General features: G+C 72.2%; 21 protein-coding genes. 11 read left to right on the top strand and 10 right to left on the bottom strand.

From position 1 onward, the window contains the following. Position 1: 1 nt before the first annotated feature. From CW362_RS20445 to mce, 4 genes are all read right to left on the bottom strand, one after another. Positions 2–988: an ABC transporter ATP-binding protein gene (locus CW362_RS20445; protein ID WP_240657935.1), complete on the bottom strand. Its 987-nt coding sequence runs from the start codon at positions 986–988 to the stop codon at positions 2–4. A 97-nt stretch (positions 989–1,085) separates the two neighbouring features. Continuing rightward, a complete protein-coding gene (locus CW362_RS20440) occupies positions 1,086–2,021 on the bottom strand; it encodes a coiled-coil domain-containing protein (RefSeq protein WP_103550948.1) in 936 nt (311 codons plus the stop codon). Positions 2,022–2,229: 208 nt separating this feature from the next. Further along, entirely contained in the window at positions 2,230–6,078 is a 3,849-nt protein-coding gene (scy, locus tag CW362_RS20435; protein ID WP_103550947.1) for a polarized growth protein Scy, read from the bottom strand. 241 nt (positions 6,079–6,319) lie between these two features. Next, complete coding sequence (gene mce, locus CW362_RS20430; protein ID WP_103550946.1) at positions 6,320–6,760, bottom strand: methylmalonyl-CoA epimerase; 441 nt, start codon at positions 6,758–6,760, stop codon at positions 6,320–6,322. 148 nt (positions 6,761–6,908) lie between these two features. Here mce and CW362_RS20425 point away from each other — a divergent pair, with 148 nt between their 5' ends. The 3 genes from CW362_RS20425 to CW362_RS20415 all read left to right on the top strand — a co-directional run bounded on the left by CW362_RS20425 (position 6,909) and on the right by CW362_RS20415 (position 11,043). Next, complete coding sequence (locus tag CW362_RS20425; protein WP_103550945.1) at positions 6,909–8,111, top strand: acetyl-CoA C-acetyltransferase; 1,203 nt, start codon at positions 6,909–6,911, stop codon at positions 8,109–8,111. Positions 8,112–8,151: 40 nt separating this feature from the next. Further along, positions 8,152–9,108: a methylmalonyl Co-A mutase-associated GTPase MeaB gene (gene meaB / locus CW362_RS20420; protein WP_103550944.1), complete on the top strand. Its 957-nt coding sequence runs from the start codon at positions 8,152–8,154 to the stop codon at positions 9,106–9,108. Positions 9,109–9,750: 642 nt separating this feature from the next. Continuing rightward, positions 9,751–11,043, top strand: a complete 1,293-nt coding sequence (locus CW362_RS20415; RefSeq protein ID WP_240657932.1) for an MFS transporter — start codon at positions 9,751–9,753, stop codon at positions 11,041–11,043. A 51-nt stretch (positions 11,044–11,094) separates the two neighbouring features. Here CW362_RS20415 and CW362_RS20410 read toward each other — a convergent pair whose 3' ends face one another. From CW362_RS20410 to CW362_RS20395, 4 genes are all read right to left on the bottom strand, one after another. Continuing rightward, a complete protein-coding gene (locus CW362_RS20410) occupies positions 11,095–11,571 on the bottom strand; it encodes a MarR family winged helix-turn-helix transcriptional regulator (protein ID WP_103550943.1) in 477 nt (158 codons plus the stop codon). Between the two features lie 104 nt (positions 11,572–11,675). After that, positions 11,676–12,476, bottom strand: a complete 801-nt coding sequence (locus CW362_RS20405; RefSeq protein ID WP_103550942.1) for an AIM24 family protein — start codon at positions 12,474–12,476, stop codon at positions 11,676–11,678. Further along, positions 12,473–13,123 (bottom strand): AIM24 family protein, encoded by a 651-nt coding sequence (locus CW362_RS20400; RefSeq protein WP_103550941.1) that lies wholly within the window; start codon positions 13,121–13,123, stop codon positions 12,473–12,475. Before CW362_RS20400 ends, CW362_RS20405 begins: the two co-directional genes overlap by 4 nt. 1 nt (position 13,124) lies before the next feature. Continuing rightward, positions 13,125–13,757 (bottom strand): AIM24 family protein, encoded by a 633-nt coding sequence (locus CW362_RS20395; RefSeq protein ID WP_103550940.1) that lies wholly within the window; start codon positions 13,755–13,757, stop codon positions 13,125–13,127. Between the two features lie 237 nt (positions 13,758–13,994). Between CW362_RS20395 and CW362_RS20390 the strand changes: the two genes are divergently transcribed. The 4 genes from CW362_RS20390 (at position 13,995) to glxA (ending at position 18,683) form a co-directional block, all read left to right on the top strand. Beyond that, positions 13,995–14,339, top strand: a complete 345-nt coding sequence (locus CW362_RS20390) for a DUF3817 domain-containing protein (protein WP_103550939.1) — start codon at positions 13,995–13,997, stop codon at positions 14,337–14,339. Next, the gene (locus CW362_RS20385; protein ID WP_103550938.1) at positions 14,336–14,629 is read left to right on the top strand and encodes an MTH1187 family thiamine-binding protein; all 294 of its coding nucleotides are present in this window, start codon (positions 14,336–14,338) and stop codon (positions 14,627–14,629) included. Before CW362_RS20390 ends, CW362_RS20385 begins: the two co-directional genes overlap by 4 nt. Before the next feature lie 316 nt (positions 14,630–14,945). Continuing rightward, positions 14,946–16,724, top strand: a complete 1,779-nt coding sequence (locus tag CW362_RS20380; protein ID WP_103550937.1) for a glycosyltransferase family 2 protein — start codon at positions 14,946–14,948, stop codon at positions 16,722–16,724. Positions 16,725–16,727: 3 nt separating this feature from the next. Further along, entirely contained in the window at positions 16,728–18,683 is a 1,956-nt protein-coding gene (gene glxA / locus CW362_RS20375; RefSeq protein WP_103550936.1) for a radical copper oxidase GlxA, read from the top strand. A gap of 46 nt (positions 18,684–18,729) precedes the next feature. Here glxA and CW362_RS20370 read toward each other — a convergent pair whose 3' ends face one another. Next, positions 18,730–19,728, bottom strand: a complete 999-nt coding sequence (locus CW362_RS20370) for a glycoside hydrolase family 6 protein (protein WP_103550935.1) — start codon at positions 19,726–19,728, stop codon at positions 18,730–18,732. Between the two features lie 104 nt (positions 19,729–19,832). Next, positions 19,833–20,816 (bottom strand): ArsR/SmtB family transcription factor, encoded by a 984-nt coding sequence (locus CW362_RS20365; RefSeq protein ID WP_103550934.1) that lies wholly within the window; start codon positions 20,814–20,816, stop codon positions 19,833–19,835. Between the two features lie 73 nt (positions 20,817–20,889). Between CW362_RS20365 and CW362_RS20360 the strand changes: the two genes are divergently transcribed. The 4 genes from CW362_RS20360 to CW362_RS20345 all read left to right on the top strand — a co-directional run bounded on the left by CW362_RS20360 (position 20,890) and on the right by CW362_RS20345 (position 25,252). After that, positions 20,890–22,245, top strand: coding sequence for an MFS transporter (locus tag CW362_RS20360; RefSeq protein WP_103550985.1), 1,356 nt, complete (start codon positions 20,890–20,892; stop codon positions 22,243–22,245). A 281-nt stretch (positions 22,246–22,526) separates the two neighbouring features. Next, positions 22,527–23,036 carry a MarR family winged helix-turn-helix transcriptional regulator gene (locus CW362_RS20355; protein WP_103550933.1) on the top strand — a complete coding sequence of 170 codons (510 nt, stop codon included), beginning with the start codon at positions 22,527–22,529 and terminating at the stop codon, positions 23,034–23,036. Between the two features lie 102 nt (positions 23,037–23,138). After that, the gene (locus CW362_RS20350) at positions 23,139–23,477 is read left to right on the top strand and encodes a DUF3817 domain-containing protein (RefSeq protein WP_103550932.1); all 339 of its coding nucleotides are present in this window, start codon (positions 23,139–23,141) and stop codon (positions 23,475–23,477) included. Between the two features lie 74 nt (positions 23,478–23,551). Next, on the top strand, positions 23,552–25,252 hold the full coding sequence (locus CW362_RS20345) for a coenzyme B12-dependent isobutyryl-CoA mutase large subunit (RefSeq protein WP_103550931.1): 1,701 nt from the start codon (positions 23,552–23,554) through the stop codon (positions 25,250–25,252). The last annotated feature ends 103 nt before the right edge of the window (positions 25,253–25,355 follow it).

The raw sequence follows: 25,355 nt of genomic DNA, 5'->3' as shown, positions 1-25,355 counted from the left end.
GTCAGCCCTTCTTCCAGTCGCCGCCCCACCGCGGGGCGGGGGGCGTGCCCGGCGGGCTCGACCCGAGTTCCCCTCCCGGCGCTTCGGTGTGCGCGTGGTACTCCACCGACTCCGCGGTCAGCCGCATGAACGCCTCCTCCAGCGAGGCCTGCTGGGGGCTCAGCTCGTGCAGCACGATCTGGTGCTGCGCGGCCAGCTCACCGATGTGCTCCGGTTTCCCGTCGTCCACCTCCAGCGCCCCGCTGCCCGTCTGCACGACGGTGATCCCCGCGCTCTTCAGCACGTCGAGCAGCCGCTCGCGCTGCGGGGAGCGGACCCGGACGTAACTGCGCGAGTTCCGCCGGATGAAGTCGGCCATCGAGGTGTCGGCGAGCAGTCTGCCCTGGCCGATGACGACGAGGTGGTCGGCGGTCAGCGCCATCTCGCTCATCAGGTGCGAGGAGACGAAGACCGTACGGCCCTGGGAGGCGAGGGATTTCATCAGGTTGCGGATCCAGTGGATGCCCTCGGGGTCGAGGCCGTTGACCGGCTCGTCGAACATCATGATCCGCGGGTCGCCGAGCAGCGCGCCCGCGATGCCGAGCCGCTGGCCCATGCCCAGCGAGAACCCCTTCGCCTTCTTCCGCGCGACCGCGGTGAGGCCGACGGTGTCCAGCACCTCGTGCACCCGAGCCTTCGGGATGCCGTTGCTCTGGGCGAGGCACAGCAGATGGTTGAAGGCGCTGCGGCCCCCGTGCACGGCCTGGGCGTCCAGCAGGGCGCCGATGTACTTCAGGGGGTCCCTGAGCCGGTCGTAGTGCTGTCCGTCGATCCGTACGTCGCCCGCGGTGGGACGGTCGAGCCCGAGCATCATCCGCATCGTCGTGGACTTGCCCGCGCCGTTGGGCCCGAGGAAGCCGGTCACGATGCCCGGTCTGACGGTGAAGGTGAGGTTGTTGACCGCCACCTTCTCGCCGTACCGCTTCGTCAGCCCCTCGAGCTCGATCATGCGGCCACGCTAAGACGGCCCCCGGAGGCCTGCCACCCGACGCGACAAGGCCCGCGCCCTCGGGGGAAGGAGCGGGCCATGGTGTCGTGCCGCGCGGTTACCGGGACTGCTGTGCCGGAACCCCGCGGGAGACCGGCTCGTCCTCGGCCGGACCGGTGGCGGCGGCCACCGCGGCGCCCGTGAGCGTCGCGAGCATCTCGCGGACGTTCGTGAGCTGCGCGTTGATCGAGTCGCGGCGGTTGGTGAGGGCGGCCAGCTCGCGCTCGGATTCCGAGCGGATGCGGTCGGCCTTGGCGTTCGCGTCGGCCACGATGTCCTCGGCCTGGCGCTGGGCCGTCTCCACCGTCTGGCGGGCGCGGCGCTCGGCGTCCGTGCGCAGCTTCTCGGCCTCCAGGCGGAGCTGCTCCGCGCGGTGCTCGATCTCCGCGAGGCGCTTCTCGGCCTTGGCCTGGCGCGAGGCCAGGTCACGCTCGGACTGCTCGCGGCGCTTGGCGAGGTTCGTCTCGAAGTCGGCGGCGGCCTGGGCGGCCTTGGCGCGGGTCTCCTCGAAGAGGGCGTCCGCCTCCTCGCGCTTGGACGCCGCGTCCTTCTGCGCGTCGGAGCGCAGCTGGGCGGCGTCGCTCTTGGCCTTCTCGACGATCCGGACGCCCTCGTCCTCCGCCTTGGCCTTGCGGTCCGCGGCGAACGACTCGGCGTCGTTGCGCACCTGCTGAGCGGCCGACTCGGCGAGCTCGCGGTGCTGCTCGGACGCGCGACGGGCCTCCTCGCGCAGGTCCTTGGCCTCCTCCTCGGCGAGGCGGAGGATCTTCTCGACGCGGGCGCCGAGACCGGCGTACGACGGCTCGGCGTCGCTCACCTGGGCCTGGGCGTTCTGCGTTTCGAGATGGAGTTCCTCGATGCGCTTTTCGAGGGCGGTGATACGGGCCAGAGCGCTGTCACGGTCGGAGACGAGCTTCGAGATGCGTTCGTCCACCTGCGCGCGGTCGTATCCACGCCGCACAAGCTCGAAGCCGTAGGGGGAAGTGTCGCTCATGGGGATCCTGTCGAATGAGACCGGTGAGGTGATAGGTGGAATCCTAGGGGGCAATGCGGTGTGTCATCGAGCGGATACGTGTTTGATCTGGAGAATGACACTCCTTTTGGGTGGCCGACTGTGGGAAGGCTTGCCAGAACCTGTGACAAACCTCCCACTGGGCACGTAATGCCCGCTTCCGGCCGACCCGCCCGCCGCGCGCCTCCCGCTAGCCCTCCGACGCCTTGCCGCCGGAACGGGCCGCCCCCGCGGACGCCCCCGCCTTCACCCCGCCGTCCTTGCCGCCCGCCGGGGCCTCGAAAGACTCCAACGCCTCGAGGACGTCCTGGACACGGGAGATCTCCGTGTTGATGTCCTCACGCCGGCGGACCAGGACCTCCAGGTCGCGCTTGCCCTCCTCGACGGCCGCCTTCGCCTCCTGGATGGCCTCGGACCTGATCTTCTCCGCCTCGGCGACCAGCGACGACTTCTTCTGCTCGGCCTCCTTGAGGAGCCCCTCGGCCTTGCGCACGGCGGCGATACGGACCTTGCTCGCCTCGGAGTTCGCCTCCGCCACCAGGTCCTTGGCCTTCGCCTCGGCCTTGGCGAGCTGCTCCTCCGCGGCCTTGATGAGCGCGTCGCACCGGTCGCCCGCGTTCTTCATCGCCTCGGACGACTCACGGCGCGCCCGCTCGTGCAGATCCTCGATCTCGGAGGTGACGCGGTCGCGCAGCTCCTCGGCGCGCTCCCGGATCGCCGTGGCGTCGCGGCGCGCGCCGACCAGCAGCTCGTCCGCGTCCGCACGGGCCCGCTCCACGAGCGTGTTGCCCTCGACCGTCGCCTCCGCGACGAGCCGCTCGGCCTCGCCGCGCGCCACGCCGACCATCGTGTCGGCCTGCGACTCGGCGTCCGCCGTCGCCTTCTGCGCGTTCTGCTGTGCTTCCGAGAGCAGCTTGTCCGCCTCGGCCGCCGTCTCGGAGATGAGCGTGTCGACCTGCTCGGCCGCCTCGGAGCGCTTCTTGTTGGCCTCCTGGCGCGCCTCGTCCAGCAGCCGTTCGGCCTCCTCGCGCGCCGCCGCGGTACGCCGTTCGGCCTCCTCCGTCGCCCGCGCCTTGAAACGCTCGGCCTCGGTGCGGATCCGCTCCGAGTGCTGCTGCGCGGAACCGACCGCCTCGGCGGCCTCCGCCCGCAGTCGCTCCGCGTCGCCGGTCGCGTCCGAGACGAGCTCCTCGGCCTTGGCCACGGCCTCGGCACGCACCCGCTCGGCCTCGGCCGCGGTCTCGACCCCGAGCCGCTCGGCCTCCGCCGCCGCCTCGGTGATGAGCGTGTCCACCTGCGCGGCCGCGTCCGAACGCATCCGGTTCGCGTCCTCCCGGGCGTCCGCACGGGTGCGCGCGGCGTCCTGGTCGGCGTTCGCGATGGCGTCCGACACCTCGGTGCGCACCCGCTGGGCGTGATCGGCGGCGTCCGAGCGCAGCCGCTCCGCCTCCGCGACCGCGTCCGTGACCGTGCGCTCCGCGAGCGCGTTCGCGGCCTCCGCCGCCTCGCTCGCCTCGCGCCGCAGGCGCGCCGCGTCCTCGGAGGCCCGCTCGCGCTCGGCGTAGGCGTCGGCGCGGACCCGGTCCGCCTCCTCCTGCGCCTCGGTCCGCGTACGGTCCGCCGCGTGCTCGGCGGCCGAGCGCAGCCCGGTGATCTCGTCCTGGGCGCTCTCGTGCAGCCCCGCCACCGAGTCCCGCACCTGCTGCGCGGTCTGCTCGGCGTTGGAGACCATCTCGGTCGCCCGCCGCTCGGCCTCCTCGACCAGGCGTACGGCCTCGGCCTGGGCCTCCTCGACCCGCTTGCGCGCGGAGGCGAGGAGCTCCTCGCTCTGCTCGCGGGCCCGCTCGCGCTCCTGGTCGGCCTCCTGGCGCGCCGAACCGAGGGTCTCCTCGGCCTCGCGACGGCGCCGGGCGGCCTCCTCCTGCGCCGCGGCCAGCGTCTCGGCACCCTCGGCCGCCAGGCGCTCGGCCGCGGCCTGCGCCTCACCGCGCACCCGGTCGGCGCTGTCCTGGGCCTCCGACTTCAGCCGCTCGGCCTCCGCCGCGGCCTCCGAACGCAGCCGGACCGCGATGGCCTCGCCCTCGGCGCGGGACGCCGACGCGTCCGCCGCGGCCTCGTCGCGCAGCCGGTCGGCCTCCGCGGCCGCCTGCTCCTGGAGCGCCCGGATCCGCTCGGCGGACTCCGAACGCAGCCGGTCGATCTCCTCGGAAGCCTCGCGGCGGATCCGCTCGGCCTCCGCGCGTGCGTCGGTCAGCGCCTGCTCGGCGGAGGCCAGACGCTCCTCGGCCTCCGTGTGCTGCCGGGCCAGCCCCTCGGCGGCCTCGGCCTGCCGGGCCTCTATGGCCCGCTCGGTCTCCTCGCGCTGCCGCTCGGCGGCGCGCTCCGCGTCGGCCGCGATCGCCTCGGCCTGCTCGACGGCGTCCTCGCGGTGCTTCTCGGCCTCCGCGCGGGTCCGCTCCAGCGTCTCCTCGGCCTGCCGGCGCAGCGCCGTGGCGCGCTCGATGGCCTCGGTGCGGACCTTCTCGCTGTCCGCCGTGGCGGCCTGGCGCAGCTCGTCCGCGTCGGCCTTCGCCTTGCCGAGCACCTCCTCGGCGGTCCGCGCGCCCTCCTCGATCTGCTGGACGGCCTCGCGCCGGGCCTCGGCGCGGATGCGCTCGCCCTCGGCGACCGCGTCCGAACGCAGTTGCTCCGCCTCCCCGCGCAGCCGGCGGGCCTCCTCCTGGAGCTCGACGGTCTTGGCGCGGTACTCCTTGGTGTCGTCCTTCGCCGTGCCCTTGAGCTGCTCGGCGATGTCGTGCGCCTCGGCGCGCAGCCGGTCGGCCTCGGTCTCCGCCTCGGTGCGGATCCGCTCGGCCTCCTCGGCCGCCGCCTTCGTGGTCCGCTTGGCCTCCTCGGACGCCTTGTCGAGCACGTCCTCGGCGGTCCGGGCGGCCTTGGCGAGCTGGGAGGCGGTCTCCTCGGCGGTGAGGCTGCGCGCGCTCTCCTCGGCCTCCGCGACGATCGTCTCGGCCTTGCTGCGGGCGTCCGCGACGAGCTGCTCGGCCTCGGACTTGGTGGTCTCGGCCTCCTGGTTGGCCTCGCTGACCAGCCGGGCGACCTGCTCCTTCGCCGTCCGCGTGCGCTGTTCGTTGACCGACTCGGCGTTCGCGATCGTCTTGGCCGCGGCTTCCTTGGCCTCGTTCAGGACCTTGTCCGCCTCGGCCTGCGCCTCGCGCAGCGCCGTCTCGGCGGCGCTCATCCGCTGCTCGGCGGCCCGGCTCAGCTCGGAGGCCTGACGGCGGGCGTTGTCCGACTCGCTCGCCGTGGAGCTGCGCAGCTGCTCGGCGTGGTCGGTGGCCTCCTGGGCCTGGGTCGAGGCCGCGTTCAGCAGCCGCTCGGCGTCCGTACGGGCACGGCGCAGCAGCGCCTCGGCCTCCGCGCGGGCCGCCTCGGCGTCGTTGGTGAGCCGCTGGCGCGCCTCGGCGACGATCCGTTCGGCCTCCGCGCGGGCCGCGGCGAGCGCCTGCTCGCCCTCGGCGCGCGACTCGTCCACCAGACGCCGGGCCTGGGACTCGGAGCGGGCGCGCAACTGCTCCGCCCACGCCACGTTCTCGTTGACGTGCGACTCGACGGTCTGCCGGCGCTCGGCCAGCTCCTGGTCGAGCTGCTGACGCCGGGTGACGGCCTCCTGGTGCAGCTCGGCCTGGAGCCGCGCGGCCTGCTCGGCGTGCTCCTGGAGGAGCCGCTGGGTCTGCGCCCGGGCCTGGCTGATCTCGCGCTCGGCGTCGACGCGCAGCTGGTCGGCCTGCATCTGGGCATTGCGGAGCATCTGCTCGGCCTGGTAGCCGATGTCGGCCCCGTCGTAGGCAGGACGGGTCGCCAGACTGCGGCGCGCCTCGTGCAGCTTGGCGCGCAGCACCTCGACCTGATAGCCGCGGTCCTCGGCGTGCTGGACGGCCTTCTCCCGCTCGGTCTTCAGCCGTTCCATCTCGGCCTCGAACCGAGAGAGGTGGTCGACGTCAGCCGCCGGCTCTCGCTCCTGGCGTTCGTAGCCCCGCACTGCGCGGTCCCATCCGTCCCCTGGTCACGTAATTCCGAACGAGCACCGTTCTTCCGCCGAACGGGGCCCCCGGGGAATGGTGTCAGATCAACGGCGGAGCACGGGCTGCTGCCCCGACGCTCGCCCCCCGAAACCTGGACCCCGGCCCTTGGTCCCGCTCGCCGGAAGGCGTCGGGACCACGGCCGTCCCCCGCGAAAGGCGACGGCCGACCCCAACCCTACCGGCCCAGATATACGGAGGTCAGTGCTCAGGCGACTCAACCGGCGCCGAAGTGACCAGTTCTGTCAGCACTCCGTGGCAATCCTTGGGGTGCAGAAACGTGATCCGGGACCCCATGGACCCGATCCGGGGCTGGTCGTAGAGCACCCGGACACCCTTGTCCCGGATGTCGGCGGCGTCACCGTCGACGTCCGCGGTGCCGAAGGCGATGTGGTGCACGCCCTCGCCGTTCTTGGCCAGCCACTTGCCCACCGCGGAGTCCTCGCGGGTGGGCTCCAGGAGCTGGAGGTAGGAGGCGCCGCCGTCGGACGTCTCGTTGATCTTGAGCATGGCCTCCCGGACACCCTGCTCCTCGTTGACCTCGGAGTGGAAGACTTCGAAGCCGTACGTCGCACGGTAGAACTCGACAGTCCTGTCGAGGTCGAAACAGGCGATCCCGATGTGGTCGATTCGCGTCAGCATGGAAGCCAGTGCAGCGCTCCCGGCGTGGTTACGCAACGTGCGCGCGATCACACTGCGGGCCGGATGACGGGTGGCGTACCGCTCAGTACATTCTCAGTAAACCCTCGTTCACTCCTCGGCTGTGCAGCCGGTAAGGGGATCGCACCTCATGTCTGGAACGAACAGCAACACCTCGGTGATCGTCGCGGGCGCCCGTACGCCCATGGGACGACTGCTGGGCTCGCTGAAGTCCTTCTCCGGGGCCGACCTCGGCGGCTTCGCGATCAAGGCCGCCCTCGACCGTGCGGGGATCGGCGGCGACCAGGTGCAGTACGTGATCATGGGCCAGGTGCTCCAGGCCGGGGCGGGGCAGATCCCGGCGCGCCAGGCCGCCGTCAAGGCGGGCATCCCGATGAACGTCCCGGCCCTGACCATCAACAAGGTGTGTCTCTCCGGCCTCGACGCCATCGCGCTCGCGGACCAGCTGATCCGCGCCGGAGAGTTCGACGTCGTCGTCGCCGGCGGCCAGGAGTCCATGACGAACGCCCCGCACCTGCTCCCGAAGTCCCGCGAGGGCTTCAAGTACGGCGCGATCGAGATGCTCGACGCCATGGCGTACGACGGTCTGACGGACGCCTTCGAGAACATCGCCATGGGCGAGTCCACGGAGAAGCACAACACCCGTCTGGGCATCCAGCGCCCCGTGCAGGACGAGATCGCCGCCCTCTCCCACCAGCGCGCGGCCGCCGCCCAGAAGAACGGCATATTCGAGGCGGAGATCACACCCGTCGAGATCCCGCAGCGCAAGGGCGAGCCCGTCGTCTTCAGCAAGGACGAGGGCATCCGCGCCGAGACGACCGCCGAGTCGCTCGGCAAGCTGCGCCCCGCCTTCACCAAGGACGGCACCATCACCGCCGGCAGCGCGTCCCAGATCTCGGACGGCGCCGCCGCCGTGGTCGTGATGAGCAAGGCCAAGGCGCTGGAGCTCGGTCTGGAGTGGATCGCGGAGATCGGCGCCCACGGCAACGTGGCGGGCCCGGACAACTCGCTCCAGTCGCAGCCCTCGAACGCGATCCTGCACGCCCTGAAGAAGGAGGGCCTGGAGGTCGAGGACCTCGACCTGATCGAGATCAACGAGGCCTTCGCCGCGGTCGCGGTCCAGTCGATGAAGGACCTCGGCGTTTCCACGGAAAAGGTGAACGTCAACGGTGGCGCCATCGCCCTCGGTCACCCGATCGGCATGTCCGGCGCCCGGCTCGTGCTGCACCTGGCCCTCGAACTGAAGCGGCGCGGCGGCGGCGTGGGCGCGGCCGCCCTGTGCGGCGGCGGCGGTCAGGGCGACGCCCTGATCGTGCGGGTGGCCAAGGCCTGACCCGCTTTCGTAGGACCGACCTCTCGTGAACGGAGCTGTGATGCAGGACGTCTCCTCGCTGGTGACCCAGGCCAGGGAAGGACGGCCGCGGGCGGTGGCCCGGCTGATCTCCCTGGTGGAGGGCGCGGCACCGCAGCTCCGTGAGGTCATGGCCGCGCTGGCCCCGCTGACCGGCAACGCGTACGTGGTGGGGCTCACCGGCTCGCCCGGCGTCGGCAAGTCGACCTCGACGTCGGCACTGGTGACGGCCTACCGCCGGCAGGGCAAGCGGGTCGGCGTGCTGGCCGTCGACCCGTCCTCGCCGTTCTCCGGGGGCGCGCTCCTCGGCGACCGCGTCCGGATGTCCGACCACGCCTCGGACCCGGGCGTCTACATCCGCTCGATGGCGACGCGCGGCCACCTGGGCGGACTGGCCTGGTCGGCGCCCCAGGCGATCCGCGTCCTGGACGCGGCGGGCTGCGACGTGATCCTGGTCGAGACCGTCGGCGTCGGCCAGTCGGAGGTGGAGATCGCCTCCCAGGCCGACACCTCGGTGGTGCTGCTGGCCCCCGGCATGGGCGACGGCATCCAGGCGGCCAAGGCCGGGATCCTGGAGATCGGCGACGTGTACGTCGTCAACAAGGCCGACCGCGACGGTGCCGACGCCACCGCCCGTGAACTCAACCACATGCTCAGCCTCGGAGAGTCCCGCGGCCCGGGGGACTGGCGCCCGCCGATCGTCAAGACCGTCGCCGCGCGCGGCGAGGGCGTCGACGAGGTCGTCGAGGCCCTGGAGAAGCACCGGGCGTGGATGGAGGAGCACGGCGTCCTGGCCGAGCGCCGGCTCGCCCGGGCCTCCCAGGAGGTCGAGACGATCGCCGTCACCGCGCTGCGCCGCCGCATCGGCGACCTCCACGGCGACCGCCGCCTGAGCGCCCTCGCGGAACGCATCGTCGCGGGCGAACTGGACCCCTACGTAGCGGCGGACTCCCTGATCGAGGGCCTGAAGGAAAGCTGACCCGCCCGGGCGACCCCAAGGCCCACGGGCGAGCCGAGCCGACCCGTCGGACCCGGACCCGGACCCGACGCCCGGCCGAGCCGCCCGACACCGGGCGGCACCGTTCCGAAGGCCGGCGCGGGCGCCCGCCGCGTGGCCGGCGTGGCGCGTCCCGGCGCGCTGAGGTGCGGCGAGGGTGCGCTGCACACCGCCGAGTGCACCCGCCCCGACGGCACGCCCCCTCGGGGAGCGGCTCGGCGTCGCGCGCCGGGGGACGCCCGGGTGGCGGGGAGGAGCCTTCGCGGAGCTTCCGCAGGGCTTGACGCCCCCTGCGGCCGGCACCTCGCGCGAGGACACGGGGCGGACGTCGGAGGCGGTGCGGTTCCGTTCGGGGCCGGAAGCCGGTGGTGCGGCCGGGGAACAGGCGGGCGGCACGTCGCGGGCGCTGTCACGGGACGTTGGCGGCAGGTTCCGTTCGAGGCCGGCCGGCCGTGGCCGTGGAAATTCGAGGCCGGTGCGGCGTGGGCGCTGCTACGTTGAGGGCATGTTCCTCCTCTTGGCGTAGGGGCCGCTCAGGCCCGCGACGTGCACACGGCACCGTGGTCGTGGCGTCGCGGCACTCCGGCGACCCCTGTCCCGCCTCGGTGCTGAGGAACTCCACCCATGTCTGCGTCATCCTCGCGGCCGTCCTACGCCGCGCTCTTCCGCACGCCCTACGCCCGCCGCACCTTCGCGGCGGCCATGACCGGCCGTCTCTCGTACGGCGTCGTCTCCCTGGCCATGATGCTCACCACCACCCGCGCCACCGGGTCCTACGCCGTAGCCGGCACGGTCATGGCGCTGTTCGGCGCGACGAGCGTGTTCCTGTCACCCGTCCGGGCGGCGCTGATCGACCGGTACGGCGCCCGCCGCGCCCTGATTCCCATGGCCTCGCTCTACGCGGGCCTGCTCACGGCCTTCGCGGTCATTGCCTGGCGCCCCGGTGCTCCCGTTCCGGCGATCGGCGCGCTCGCGGTCGCCGCGGGTGCCTGCACCCCGCCGCTCGGCCCCACGCTGCGCGCCATGTGGAGCGAAGTGGTCCAGGACGAAGGGTTGTTGCAGCGCGCCTACAGCCTGGACGGAGTCGTGGAGGAGATCCTCTTCGTCTCCGGTCCCCTGGCGGTCGGCGCGGTCGTGCAGACGGCGCCGCCCGCAGCCGCGGTCGCGCTCAGCGCCCTGCTGGTGTGGTCGGGCACCCTGGCCTTCGTCCTGTCCCCGCTCGTGGCGGGCGTCCGTCCGTCCTCAGCGCGAAAGGCGCGTGGGTCGGCGGGCGGAAAGGAGCGCGGCGGGCTCCGCGGGCAGAGCGGCCGGGCTCTGGCCAGGCCCGTCGTCGTGGCGTCGGGTGTCGGCCTGTCCCTCGGCGCGGTCGACCTGCTGGTCATGGCGTTCGCCGAGCGGCACCACCACGGCGCGGGTGTCGTGGCCTGGGTGCTCGCCGCGCTGTCCCTGGGCAGCGCCCTGGGCGGTCTGCTGAACGGCGCGGTCGACTGGCGCGCGGCCCCCGGCGTACGGCTGCCGTTGCTGGCCGGCGCGCTGGGCCTCGCGCTGCTCGGAGCGGGGCTCGCGCAGAGCCTCGGGGCGCTGGCCGTGGCCGTGGCCTGTGCCGGTTTCTTCGTCGCCCCGGCCCTGACGACCGCGTACCTGATGGCCGACGCGGCGGCCCCGCCGGGCTTTCGAACCCAGGCCGGAGCCTGGGTCAACACCGCGGTGAACGCCGGGAGTTCCCTGGGCGCCGCCGGTGCGGGCCTGCTGGTGGGCCGACTGCCGCTGGGGCTGTGCTTCGCGCTCTCGGGGACGCCGGCGATCTGCGTGGCCCTGGTCTGCGTACGGAAAGCGGGTACCCCGCGTCCGGACGCGGACGCGGGGTACCGTGCGGCCGGAGGCGCCCGGCCCGAGGTGACGGACGGGGCCCGGTGATCCGGCTGAGCACGGTCGTCGGATCATGCCGCCGGGGGCCGCGCCGTGCGCCTAAGGCTTGCCGCGCTGTCCCAGCAGGTGTTCGGCGATCGGGCGCAGCGACTTGTGCAGGTCCTCGAGCGCCTCGGGTGACAGCAGATCGATGAAGTGCCGCCGCACGGACGCCACATGATGCGGGGAGACCTTCTTCATCGTCTCCATGCCGTGCTCGGTGAGGACCGCGTACAGCCCCCGCCGGTCGGACTCGCAGTTCTCCCGGCGCACCAGGTCCGCGTTCTCCATGCGCGTGATCTGGTGCGAGAGCCGGCTCTTGGACTGGAGGGTGGCGGACGCCAGGTCGCTCATCCGCATGCGCACGCCCTCCGACTCGGAGAGGTTCACCAGGATCTCGTAGTCGTTCATCGTCAGCCCGAAGGGCTGAAGGTCCCTCTCAAGCTGGTACGTCAACAGCCTGTTGACCTCCAGGTGGGTGCGCCAGGCGCACTGCTCCGCATCGGTCAGCCAGCGCGTGGCCGTCTCGGTCTCCATAAATGAAGTCTACCTAAAATGTTGAAATGCGAACTAGTGAGGGGTTGTGTGACAGTGCGCACGTGTTCGACGTGCGTTCGACGTCACACTCCGCAGACTACCGCTCACAGCCCGAAGCGACGCTGGAGGTCCCCCAGCTGTCCGGGAAGGCGCGGTGCCCCGGTCTGTTGACCGTGCTGACCGGGCACCCCTCCCGCGCCGGGCACTCCGGCCTGCTGCGGGACCGCCCCCGTGGCCTGCTCGGCCATCAGGATCTCGGTGGACTGGAGCAGCACCGTGCCCGCCCCCACGAACTCGAACTGGTGCTCCTCGCCGGAGGCCCCTCCGAGGCCCGTCATCGCACGTAGACCGCCCATCACGCCCGTCATGTACCCGTGGTCGTAGTGGTGGCACGGGGAGGGGCAGTCGGCCCATCCGACGAGGGCCTGCGGGTCCACCCGGATCGGGGGTTCCATGAACACCACCGGGCCGTTGGACGCGGCCACGAACTTGCCGGTTCCGATCAGTGTCAGAAAGCCCGGCACGATCGACTGCTTGAGCGCGAGACTTGGCTGAAAAGCGAGCAGGTTGCCGGAGCGAATGGTCAGGTTGCCGTCGTCGAGGTCGTACGAATTCACGTCGAAGGCCCGGTCGGCGAGCAGCATCTTGCCCGAGCCCTGCGCCACGACCCAGTCACTCGCGTGCAGTGGCGAATGGAACGACGTACGGACAAGACGGTCAAGTCGACCGTGCCCGATGCCGTTGAACTCCATGGACCCGTAGTAGGCGATCATCTTGCCCTTCTGCAGGAACCACTCGCTCCCTTTGAGCTCCACGCAGAAGGTGTACTTGTTGACGTTGTCGTCGACCGGCAGCGTCATCGGATCGTGGACCACCGGACCGCCGGGGACTCCGTACCCGCTCACAGCTTCTCCTCCGAGGCCTGGACGTACACCGAACCGCTGCCGCTCAGCTCCAGCTGGAACGCCTCGCCCGAGCCGCGCCCCACCATGTCGCGCCAGCCCAGCGCCGTGGACAGCTTGTTGCGCACGTCGCCGTGGTGCGCCACGTACGCCTGCGGGTCGACGTGCACCGGCCGCTGCGGGGTGATCGGGACCTCGAAGACGCCGCCGTGCGCCATGACGGCCACGGCCCCGTGTCCCTTGAGCGTGGTCGTGAAGAGCCCCTGGCCCGTCACCTGGCCCCGCACCATGCCCATGACGCCGCCCTGCGAGCCCAGGAACATCGTGCCCTGTTGCAGCGTCCCGTCGAAGGCCAGCAGCCGGTCCGCCTCGACGTACAGCGTGTCACCCGTGAGGGTGATCACCTGGACGTGGTGGCCGCCGTGCCCGAAGAACACCGTGCCCGAGCCCTCCACGGTCATGAGCGGGGTCGCCTCGTTGGCCAGGCGGCGGCCGATCATCGACATCACACCGCCCTGCCCGCCCTGGACGTTGGGTGTGAACGACACCTCGCCCTTGTACGCGAGCATCGCGCCGCGCTGACTGAACAGCCGCTGCCCCGGCACCACCGTCGCCTCGACCATCTTCGAGTTCACCTCGCGGAACGCCATGTCACACATCCCCCGCGATCGTGTTGCGCTCGCTGGGCTGGACGTAGACCAGCCCGTCGCCCTCGAAGCGCATCTGGAACGCCTCGCCGCCGCCCTCGCCGAGGAGCGTGCGGAACGTCACACCGGACTGCAGCGACTGCCGTACGTTCCCCTGGTGCGCGATGTAGGCGCCCGGGTCGACCGTCAGCGGGTACTGCGCGCTGACCCGCAGCACCACCGCGGGCCCGTCCGAGGTGATCGCCGCCTGGCCGTGGCCCTCGACGGTGGTCGTGAACAGACCGTTGCCCTGCGAGGCGCCGCGCAGCCCCGTGAACGTCGTGCCCGTGCGCAGACCGGTGTCCGTGGCGAGCAGGTTGCTCGACTCCACGTACAGCTTGTCCCCCTGGAGGGACACCAGGTTGATCTCCGAGGCCCGGTCCGCGAACCAGCAGGTGCCGTGCCCCTTCACCTCCATCACCGTCATCTGCTCGCCGGTCAGGCGCCGGGTCACCATCCCCCGGATCCCCTCACCGCCCCCGCTCAGCTTCTTGAAGGCCATCTGACCGTCGTACGCGACCATGGAGCCGTTCTTCGCCTTGACGGCGTCCCCGGTCATGTCGACGGCCAGCACCTTGCTGCCCTGAAGTCGAAACATCGCCACGCTGTGAAGGTAGCCGCAGGGCCGGAGCGCCGAACAGGGCCTGTAGGCGGATCCCGTCCCTGATCCGCCCCCTAGGGGTGCCGCCCGCTCCCCGGGAGCGTCGCCCGCCCCCGGCCCCGGGACCGTGCCCGCCGGATGCCACAATGGCCGGGGCGCTTGTGCTTGCGTTCACAAGGAAGCGCCCCCTCCGACAGCGAAACCCTCCGACAGCGAAACCCCCGAAGGTGACCCGTGGACATAAAGACCGCCACCGCACTCCGCCGGCTCCGCCTGGTCTCGGCCCCCGAAGCCGTTTCCTTCCTGCTGCTGCTCGTCTGCTCGGTGCTGAAGCGGACCACGGAGTTCAACGCCGTGCCCGTGATGGGCGCGGTCCACGGCCTCCTCTTCGTCCTGTACGTGATCTTCTGGGCGGACGCCTGGAACCGTGCCCGGTGGAGCGTCGGCACCGGCGCCCTCTACTTCGTCCTCTCCGTCCTGCCCACCGGCGGCTTCTTCGCCGAGCGCAGGCTCAAGCGTGAGGCCGAGGACGCGGTCGTCGCCTCCCGCGCCGTCGCCGAGGGGGCCGTGAAGGCATGATCGTCGCTTTCTCCGTGACGCCGCTGGGCGTCGGCGAGGACGTGGGGGAGTACGTCGCCGACGCCGTCCGCGTGGTCCGCGAGTCGGGCCTGCCCAACCGCACCGACGCGATGTTCACCTCGATCGAGGGCGAGTGGGACGAGGTGATGGCCGTCGTCAAGCGCGCCGTCGCCGCCGTCGAGGAGCGCGCACCCCGCGTCTCGCTCGTCCTCAAGGCGGACATCCGCCCCGGTGTGACGGACGGCCTCACCTCCAAGGTGGAGACGGTGGAGCGCCACCTGTCGGCATGACGCCATGACCGCATGACGGTTTGTCGGCATATCGGCACCGTTCCGGGCGCGAGCCCGCGGTGCGCACCCGCAGTGTGAACCCCGGTCCCCAGGGCCGGGGTTCACGTGTGTCCGGCCCGGGCCGGCGCCATCCTCCCCGCGCGGGCGCGCAGTTCCCCGCCCGGAGCCGGGCGGCCGCCCCGGGAGCGAAAGACCACCCGCCCGCCCGCCGTCGCACCCCTTCGGCCCCGTCCCGCTCGCCGCGTGGCGAAAACTCCACTTATGTGTGGGTACCAGCCACAACGATCACCGGCTCGTCGAACCACGGGAGGGCGATGTGCGGCCCGCGGGCTACGACTACGACACCTACAGCCGACTCGCCGGACCCCTGACCCGGCCGTCCGGCACCGGCTACCGGGTGCAGTACACCAAGCTCCTGTCGCGAGAGCCGCACCGAATAAGCGCCATCCTGCTGATGACCCTCGCCCCGGTCCTCGCCGGCGCGCTCCTCGTCTACCTCGTGTGGCCCACCCACTGGGTGGAACGCGAGGGCGGCGAGCCCTGGCTGACCGTCCTCGACACCACGATGCTCGTCTCCATCGGCCTGATCGAACTCTTCGTGGTCGTCAACGTCCTGAGCATCGCCCACGCGGCGATGGTCGCGCGCGATCCCGTACCCGTGACCCCCGCGCACGGCACCCGGGTCGCCTTCCTCACCACCTACGTCCCCGGAAAGGAACCCCTCGCCACGGTCCGCGCCACCCTCGAGGGCGCGGTCGCCCTCACCCACACCGGCCCCCTCGACGTCTGGCTCCTCGACGAGGGTGACGACGACCAGGCCAGAGCCCTCTGCGCCGAACTCGGGGTCAGGCACTTCACCCGGCGCGGGGTGCCCGAGTGGAACCGCCCGGAGGGAAGCCACAAGGCCCGCACCAAGCACGGCAACTACAACGCATGGCTCGACCTCTACGGGCACGCGTACGACTTCTTCGCCTCCGTCGACACCGACCACGTCCCGCTGCCCGGATTCCTCGAGCGCATGATGGGCTACTTCCGGGACCCCGACGTCGCGTTCGTCGTCGGCCCCCAGGTGTACGGGAACTACGGGAACCCGGTCACCAAGGCCGCCGAGTCCCAGCAGTTCCTCTTCCACGCCCTGATCCAGCGCGCCGGCAACCGCTACGGCTCGCCCATGTTCGTCGGCACCAACAACGTCGTGCGGATCGCCGCCCTCAAGCAGATCGGCGGACTGTACGACTCCATCACCGAGGACATGGCCACCGGGTTCGAACTGCACCGGCACCACAACCCCCGAACCGGCCGGCACTGGCGGTCCGTCTACACGCCGGACGTCCTCGCCGTCGGTGAGGGGCCCTCCTCCTGGACCGACTTCTTCACCCAGCAGACGCGCTGGTCGCGCGGCTCCTACGAGACCTTGTTCCGGCAGTACGGGAAGGCGCTGTTCACCATGCCGGCGGGCCGGCTCCTCTCGTACACGCTGATGCTCCTCTACTACCCGATGACGGCCGTCAACTGGCTCCTGGGCATCCTCAGCTGCTTCCTGTTCCTGTGGTTCGGGGCGTCCGGGACGGAGGTCACCGCGTCCGTGTGGCTGATGCTCTACAGCGACGCCGCCGCCCTGCAGGTCTGTCTGTACCTGTGGAACCGGCGGCACAACGTCTCGCCGCACGAACCCGAGGGATCGGGCGGTCTGGCCGGCATGGCGATGTCGGCCCTGTCGGCGCCCGTCTATCTGAAGGCCCTGAGCGAGGCTGTCCTGCGGCGCCCCAGCCGCTTCGTCGTCACCCCGAAGGGCCACGACGCGAGCCCCGACCGGCTGGGGACCTTCCGCGTCCACCTCGGCTGGGCCGCGTTCCTCGCCGTCTCGCTCGGCGCCTCGGCCGTCCTCGGCCACACCCACGCGGCCATGCGGACCTGGGCGCTGCTGGCCATGGGGATCTCCCTCGCCCCGGTCGTGGTCTGGATCCGCACCCTCGTCGGGGAGCGCCGGACCCGGCTCGCGCCGCCCGCTCCCGTCCGTCTCCCCGACAGCCGGGAGTCGCCGGCGGCCGCCACCCCCATCACGGTCACCGGCCCCACGACAGGAGGCACCTAGTCCATGGCGCACCGGCCCTCGAAGAAGACCAGGAAGACGCTGCTCGGCATCGCGTGCCTCGCCGTCCTCGCGGGACTCAACGCCCCGGCCGCGCTCGGCTTCGCCGGTGAGGCGTACCACGAGTACGAGATCTCCCGGCCCGCCTACAAGGCGAGGTACGGCTCCTGGAGCCGGGTCGACATCCCTGCCGAGTACCGCACCAACGCGATCCACGCGGCCCTGCTGCACACCGGGAAGGTGCTCATCGTCGCCGGGTCGGGCAACGAGCAGAAGAAGTTCGACCGGGGTTCCTTCGACACGGTCCTGTGGGATCCGGTGAGGAACACCTTCAAGAAGATCCCCACACCGGACGACTTCTTCTGCTCGGGGCACGCCCAGCTCCCCGACGGCAGGATGCTGGTGGCCGGCGGCACCGCCCGCTACGAGAAACTGGACGGCGAGGTCGTCCGGGCCGGCGGCGGCATGCGGGTGAAGAACGAGAACCCCGACAAGACCGTCGTCCTCGAGAAGGGCACCGTCTTCCGGTCGCCCGCCGGCGTCGACTACGTCAGCAGGGCCGACGTGACGGTCCCCAGGGCGAAGCGGAACCAGATCATCACCTACGACCGCAACGGCGCCATGCGGCCCTGGCGGACCGAGGTCACCGCCGGAGAGGCCCGGGTCTTCGTGGAGGCCGAGGAGAAGGGGCCGGGGTCGGTCACCGGCCGACGGGCCCAGTACGAGATCGTCGGCCTGCGCGGCGAGGACGCCCGCAACACGTACGGCCTCTCGGAGAAGATCACCCTGGAGAAGCAGGACTTCCAGGGCATCAGGGCCGCCTACGAGTTCGACCCGAAGGCCGAGCGGTACATCCCCGTCGATCCGATGGACAAGGCCCGCTGGTACCCGACCCTCGTGGGGCTGGACGACGGACGGGTCCTCGCGGTCTCGGGACTCGACGACGTCGGGGTCATCGACCCCGGCGACACCGAGATCTACGACCCGGTGACGAAGAAGTGGAGCCCCGGGCCCCACCGCTACTTCCCCACCTACCCGGCCCTCTTCCTCACCCGGGGCGGCAAGCTCTTCTACCCGGCCTCCAACGCCGGATACGGACCCGCCGACCAGGGCCGCGAGCCGGGCCTGTGGGACCCGCGGACCGACACCTTCCAGAAGGTCCCCGGCCTCAGGGACGCCGACCGGACGGAGACCTCCGCCTCGGTCCTGCTCCCGCCCGCCCAGGACCAGAAGGTGATGATCCTCGGCGGCGGAGGCGTCGGCGACTCCAGGAGGTCCACCGCCCGCACCGCCGTCGTCGACCTCAAGAAGGACAGCCCGGCCTTCGAGGACGGCCCCGACCTCCCGCAGGGCACGCGCTACCTGAACAGCGTGGTCATGCCGGACGACACCGTCTTCACCACCAACGGTTCCCGGGACTACCGCGGGCGCGGTGCCAGCAACATCCTCAAGGCGCAGTTCTACGACCCCCGGACCAACAGCTTCCGCGAGGCCGCCTCCCCCCGCGTGGGCCGCAACTACCACTCCGAGGCGCTGCTCCTGCCGGACGGCCGCGTCGCCACCTTCGGCTCGGACCCGCTCTTCGACGACCGGAAGAACACCAAGCTGGGCCACTTCGAACAGCGCATGGAGGTCTTCACCCCGCCGGCCCTGCACCGCGACGGCGCGCGGCGTCCGGTGCTGGGCCACGGGCCCGGGCGGCTGGACGCGAACCACCGGGCGACGTTCGCCACCGCCCACCCGGAACGGGTCGTCAAGGCGCGGCTGATGCGGCCGAGCGCCGTCACCCACACCACGGACGTCGAGCAGCGGTCGATCGAGCTGGGGCTGACGAAGACGGCGGACTCGGTCACCGTCGACGTGCCGAGGGACCCGGCGCTGGTGCCGCCCGGCTGGTACATGCTCTTCGTGACGGACGCGCGGGGCACACCGTCCGAGGCGAAGTGGATCCAGGTCGGGTGACACCGGCCGCCGCTCGTGGGCCGGTGGCCGCCGTCCGGCCCGGCCGTCAGCCGGCGGGGCCGCGCGTCAGCTCCAGGGCGTAGTCCGGCCACCACCGGCCGGCCGCCGGGCCGCCCCCGCACTCGCCGTCCGACTCGCCGGGCCGCTTGATCCACAGGTAGGCGTCGAGGACGGCCTCGCCGGTGGCCGTGGTCGGCCGGGTGCCCAGCGCCCGGCCCGGCGGATTGCACCAGACCCCCTCCAGGGGGCCGTTGCCGTTGCGGCTGGTGTCGACGACGAAGTGCTTGCCGCCGAGCCTGCCGGAGAGACGGACGCCGTACCGCTTGCTGACCGTGTCCGTCTGGAAGTTGGAGACGTTGAGCGAGAAGCCGTCGGCGTTCGCGATGCCCGCGCGTTCCAGGGGCTCGACCAGCTTCCCGGGGTCGGGGATCCAGGAGGGGTTCCCGGCGTCCAGGTACACCTTGGTGCGCGGCTGGCGCTTCAGCCGGACGATCGCCTCGCTCAGCAGCCGCTCGCGCTCCTCGTGGTGTTCGCCGGGCGTGCAGCCGTCCACGATGTGGGCGACCGCGTCCGGTTCCAGGACCACCAGGGCCCGGCCCCCGCCGAGGGCCTCGGCGAACCGGCCGATCCAGCGCCGGTAGGCGTCCGCGTCCGCGGCCCCGCCCGCCGAGTGCTGGCCGCAGTCCCGGTGCGGGATGTCGTACGCCACGAACAGCGCCGTCCGCCCTTCCCGGGTCGCGGAGGCGACCGCCGACCGGACCGCCGGGCCCGGGTCCAGTTCACCGGCCGGCCACAGGGCGACGGGCTCGTCCGCGATCCGCTTCAGCAGCGCGGCGTCCCGGTCGCGGCCCTGCCCGCGCCACAGCTCGATCTGCCGGGCCGCCGGGCTCGCGGGGTCGACCCAGAACGGTGAGCGGGCGGCGGAGCCCGTCCGCCGCGGGGAGGCACCGGCGGCGGAGGCCCGGCCGGTCTCGGGCGCGGGCGTGCAGCCCGCCACGAGCCCGAGCGCCGCGAATGCCGCGAGGGCGTGGATCAGCCGGGGCATGCTGCTCCCTTGCGCGAAGGTGACGACCAGTCACCAATCGTGGCACAAGGGGACATTGTGGCAGGGAAGCGGCGTGGCGCGGTGGGACATCCGCCGGCCCTCGGTCAGCCGCCGCCCGATGCCAGCGCGATCCCGAGCGGTGTCCGCTCGTACAGCACCTGGTGCCCGTACCGGCGCGAGACGAGCAGGCCCGCGTCGCGCAGGGCGGTGAGATGCGCGGAGACCGACGACGGGGCGAGGCGCAGCCGGTGCGCCAGCGCGGTCGTGCCGGCCGGTTCGTCGAGCGCGGTGAGCACGGCGGCCCGGCCGCGCCCGAGGAGCCGTACGAGCGCGTCGGGGGTACGGCCCGCCGCCTCGGTCCACAGGCCGCCGACACCGCGCGCGGGGTAGACGAGCGTCGCCTGCCACGGGGGTTCGAAGCCGCTGATCACGTCCGGCCACGAGAACACGCTGGGCATGAGGACGAGGCCCTGGCCGGCCAGGTGCCGTTCGTGCCGGCCGCCGACCTCGACGGTCAGCGTGTGCGAGCGCCAGCCGAAACGCCGGTCGATCTCCGGGAGGAGCCCGCCGAGGCCGACCTCGGCGAGCCGTCGGGAGTGGAAGGCGACGTCGGCGTCCAGCAGGGCGCGCAGCCGTGGCCAGTCCGGCTCGACGAGGGTGTGCCAGGCCTGTTCCAGCAGGTCCGTCAGCTCGCGCACCATGCGGGCCGGGTCGGCGAGCATCGCCCGGCCGCGCGGCGAGGCGAGGGCGCCGGGGGTGTCGGCGAGCGAACGCGCGCTCTCCCGGCGGGCCACGTCCGGGTCGGCCGCGCGGACGGCGGCGATCTCCTCCTCGAAGCTCGCCGCCGGGCCCAGCGGGGGCGGTCCGAGCCAGTCGGGGGAGTAGCCGCGCAGCGGCATCAGCAGCCACAGCGGGGTGAGGTCGAGCCCGGCGGCCGCCGCGCGCATACGGCGCAGCCAGGGCGCGTGATAACCGTGCCGCGCGGGCCGGTCGAGCGTGCGGACCGCCTCCTGGGTCTCCCACAACGACGACACCGCGAAGCGGCAGTTGAGGAGGTCGTCCTCCCCGAAGTGCAGCAGTGACGGCATGGAGCGACCCCAGAAGATTCGGCTGACGCCGAAACTCTACGGCTCCGGGGCGGGACCGGGCACGCTGACGTCCATGCCGGAAGCAGAGACGAAGGGCACGACGACGGTGCCCGCACCCCAGCCCGCGGGGGCCGCCGCGGGCGACATTCCCGGGCCCGCGCCCGCCGCGACGACGGCTGTCGCGGAGGCCGCGCCCGCACGGACCGGGTACGGTCCCGTGTTCGCCGTGCCCGAGTTCCGCGCCGTCTTCGCGGCGCACGCGTTCTCCCTGCTCGGGCTCGTCGTCAGCGAGATCGCGCTCTCCGTCCTCGTCTACGGCCTGACGGGCTCCCCGCTGCTGAGCGCCCTGACGTTCGCGCTCGGGTTCCTGCCCTACCTGATCGGCGGGACCCTGCTCGCGGGAGTCGCGGACCGCTTCCCGGCCCGCCGGGTCCTGGTGGTGTGCGACCTGGTGTGCGCGGGGTGCGTGGCCGTGATGGCGCTGCCGGGCGCACCCGTCGCGGTGCTGCTGGCGATGCGGGCCGCGCTCGCCCTGGTCGCCCCGGTCTTCCAGGGGACCCGGACGGCGACGCTCGCGGACGTCCTCGGTGACGGCGAACTGTTCGTGCTCGGCCGCTCCCTGCTGCGGATCCTGTCGCAGAGCGCGCTGCTGGCCGGGTTCGGGGCCGGCGGACTGCTGCTCACCGTCGTCTCCCCGCGCCACGCGCTCCTCGTCACGGTCTGCACCTTCCTGCTCTCCGCCGCGCTGCTACGGTTCGGCACCCGACGGCGGCCCGCGCGTGCGGACCGGGGACAGGCGCTCGTACGGGACTCCCTGCGCGGTGCCCGTCGGGTCCTGGCCGACCGGCGGACCCTCGTGCTGCTCCTGCTGTTCTGGGTGCCGCCGATGTTCACGGTCGCGCCGGAGGCGCTGGCGGCGCCGTACGCCGAGGGGCTCGGGGCCGGTACGGCCGGGCTCGGCCTGCTGATGTGCGCGCTGCCGGTCGGCACGATCGCGGGGGAGCTGTTCGCGGGCTCGCGGCTGCGGCCGGCGACCCGCAACCGGCTCACGCTTCCGCTGGTCTGCGTCACGCTGCTGCCCTACGCCGCGTACGCGTTGCGGCCCGGTCTCGGCTGGTCGCTGGTCCTGCTGGTGCTCGCGGGCGCCGGATCGGCGTACACCCTCGGCCTGGACCAGTGGTTCGTGCGGGCGGTGCCGGACGAACTGCTCGGGCGGGCCATGACGTTGAACACGGCCGGACTGATGACCGTCCAGGGCGTGGGGATGGCCCTGTCGGGCGTAGTGGCGGAGTTCGCCGGGGTACGGGCGACGATCGTGGGCGCGGGCGTCCTGGGAACCGCCTCCTGCGTGGCCCTGGCGATGGCGGCACGGCACGCCGAGCGCGGCGCGACGCGGGCCGGGGAGGCCGGACCGGGCGGGGACCGATAGGGGTACGGGCGCCGGTGGAGGCGGGTCAGGACCGCCGGCCGACGGCCGAGGCCCCGCCCCCTCCCCGGACCCGTCACACGACCACCGGGGACCTGCCCCCACCCCCCTCCCCGGACCCGCAGGGGACCGGCGCCTGATGCGCGCCGCCCCTCCCCACCCCTCCCCCTCCTTCCCCCTCCCCGGACCCCGTTCAGTGCCGTCCCGACCCGTCCCCGCGGGGGCCGGTACCGAAAAGCGAGACAGGGCTGACCATGATGTGACCGGCCGGTAAGGTCGTCGGCGTGCCGAAGCCGCTCAGCCTTGCCTTCGATCCCATCGCCCGCGCCGATGAACACTGGCGCCAGCGCTGGGGTTCCGTGCCGTCCATGTCCGCCATCACCTCGATCATGCGCGCGCACCAGATCCTGCTCGCCGAGGTGGACGCGGTCGTCAAGCCGTACGGACTGACCTTCGCGCGCTACGAGGCGCTGGTGCTGCTCACCTTCTCCAAGGCGGGCGAGCTGCCGATGTCCAAGATCGGCGAGCGGCTCATGGTGCACCCGACGTCCGTGACGAACACGGTGGACCGGCTGGTGCGGTCCGGGCTCGTCGACAAGCGGCCCAACCCGAACGACGGCCGAGGCACCCTCGCCTCCATCACGGACAAGGGCCGCGAGGTCTGCGACGCGGCGACCCGCGACCTGATGGCGATGGACTTCGGGCTCGGGGTCTACGACGCCGAGGAGTGCGCGGAGATCTTCGCGATGCTGCGGCCGCTGCGGGTCGCCGCGCACGACTTCGACGAGGAGTGACCGGCGCCGGGCCGGCCGCCGGCGGACGGTTCCCGTAGCCCGGCGCGGACCAGGCGCGGGGGCGCGTGAAGATCGGCCGAAAAGGGTGGTTACCCTCGTGCCATGAAGAAGAGCGTGTTGACCCGCTACCGCGTCATGGCCTACGTCACCGGCGTGCTGCTGGTGCTGCTGTGCCTCAGCATGATCGCCAAGTACGGCATGGGCCTCGACGGGGCCGCGGACTTCACCCGCGTCGTCGCCATCGCGCACGGCTGGCTGTACGTCGTCTACCTGATCTTCGCCTTCGACCTGGGCTCCAAGGCGAAGTGGCCGGTCGGCAAGCAGCTCTGGGTGCTGCTGGCGGGCACCATCCCCACGGCCGCCTTCTTCGTGGAGCGCCGCATCAGCCGCGAGCTGGACTCCCAGGTCGCCGAGGGCGCTCCCGCGGTCGCCAAAGCCTGATCCGGACCGCCGTACGAGACCGTACGGCGGTTCCCCATCGACATTTACTAGGACGTCCTAGTAAATTTGAAGGCATGGACGCTCACGCCATCGAGGAAGGCCGCCGACGCTGGCAGGCCCGTTACGACGCGTCGCGCAAGCGCGACGCCGACTTCACCACGCTCTCCGGTGATTCCGTGGAGCCGGTGTACGGTCCCCGGCCCGGGGACGAGTACGAGGGCTTCGAGCGGATCGGCTGGCCCGGCGAGTACCCGTTCACCCGCGGGCTCTACGCGACCGGCTACCGGGGCCGCACGTGGACCATCCGCCAGTTCGCCGGGTTCGGCAACGCCGAGCAGACCAACGAGCGCTACAAGATGATCCTCGCCAACGGCGGCGGGGGCCTCTCGGTGGCCTTCGACATGCCGACGCTGATGGGCCGCGACTCGGACGACCCCCGGTCGCTCGGTGAGGTCGGGCACTGCGGTGTCGCGATCGACTCGGCGGCCGACATGGAGGTCCTCTTCCGGGACATCCCGCTCGGTGACGTCACCACGTCGATGACGATCAGCGGTCCCGCGGTGCCGGTCTTCTGCATGTACCTGGTCGCCGCCGAGCGCCAGGGCATCGACCCCGCCGTGCTGAACGGCACGCTCCAGACGGACATCTTCAAGGAGTACATCGCGCAGAAGGAGTGGCTCTTCCAGCCCGAGCCGCACCTGCGCCTCATCGGCGACCTGATGGAGCACTGCGCCGAGAAGATCCCCGCGTACAAGCCGCTGTCCGTCTCCGGCTACCACATCCGCGAGGCCGGTGCCACGGCCGCGCAGGAGCTCGCCTACACGCTGGCGGACGGCTTCGGCTACGTGGAGCTGGGCCTCTCCCGCGGCCTCGACGTGAACGTCTTCGCCCCCGGTCTGTCGTTCTTCTTCGACGCGCACGTCGACTTCTTCGAGGAGATCGCCAAGTTCCGCGCGGCCCGCCGGATCTGGGCCCGCTGGATGCGGGACGTGTACGGTGCCACCTCCGAGAAGGCGCAGTGGCTGCGCTTCCACACGCAGACCGCCGGCGTCTCGCTGACGGCCCAGCAGCCGTACAACAACGTCGTGCGCACGGCCGTGGAGGCGCTCGCGGCGGTCCTCGGCGGCACGAACTCGCTGCACACCAACGCGCTGGACGAGACGCTCGCGCTGCCCTCCGAGCAGGCCGCGGAGATCGCCCTGCGCACCCAGCAGGTGCTCATGGAGGAGACCGGCGTCGCCAACGTCGCCGACCCGCTGGGCGGTTCCTGGTACGTCGAGCAGCTCACCGACCGGATCGAGGCCGACGCGGAGAAGATCTTCGAGCAGATCAAGGAGCGCGGACTGCGGGCGCACCCGGACGGGCGGCACCCCATCGGTCCCATCACCTCCGGCATCCTGCGCGGGATCGAGGACGGCTGGTTCACCGGCGAGATCGCCGAGTCGGCGTTCCAGTACCAGCGCTCGGTGGAGAAGGGCGACAAGCGGGTCGTCGGCGTCAACGTCCACCACGGGTCCGTGACCGGCGACCTGGAGATCCTCCGGGTCAGTCACGAGGTGGAGCGCGAGCAGGTGCGGGTGCTGGCCTCGCGCAAGGGGGACCGTGACGAGGCGGCCGTGCGCGGCGCGCTGGACGCCATGCTTGCCGCGGCGCGCGACGGCTCGAACATGATCGCCCCCATGCTGGAGGCGGTCCGCGCCGAGGCGACGCTGGGTGAGATCTGCGGTGTCCTGCGCGACGAGTGGGGCATCTACACGGAGCCGGCGGGCTTCTGAACACCCCTGGGCGCCCGGCATCCCCGGGCGCCCGGACCCAAGCGGGTTTTCGCCCCCTCCGCCCCTACCCTTCCCGTACCGGGGGCGCCGCCCCCGGACCCCC

The sequence above is a fragment of the Streptomyces populi genome (genome assembly GCF_002911015.1).
Lineage (GTDB): Bacteria > Actinomycetota > Actinomycetes > Streptomycetales > Streptomycetaceae > Streptomyces > Streptomyces populi.
The sequence above is the reverse complement of the archived record's forward strand: the minus strand, read 5'-3'. Positions and strand labels throughout refer to the sequence as shown.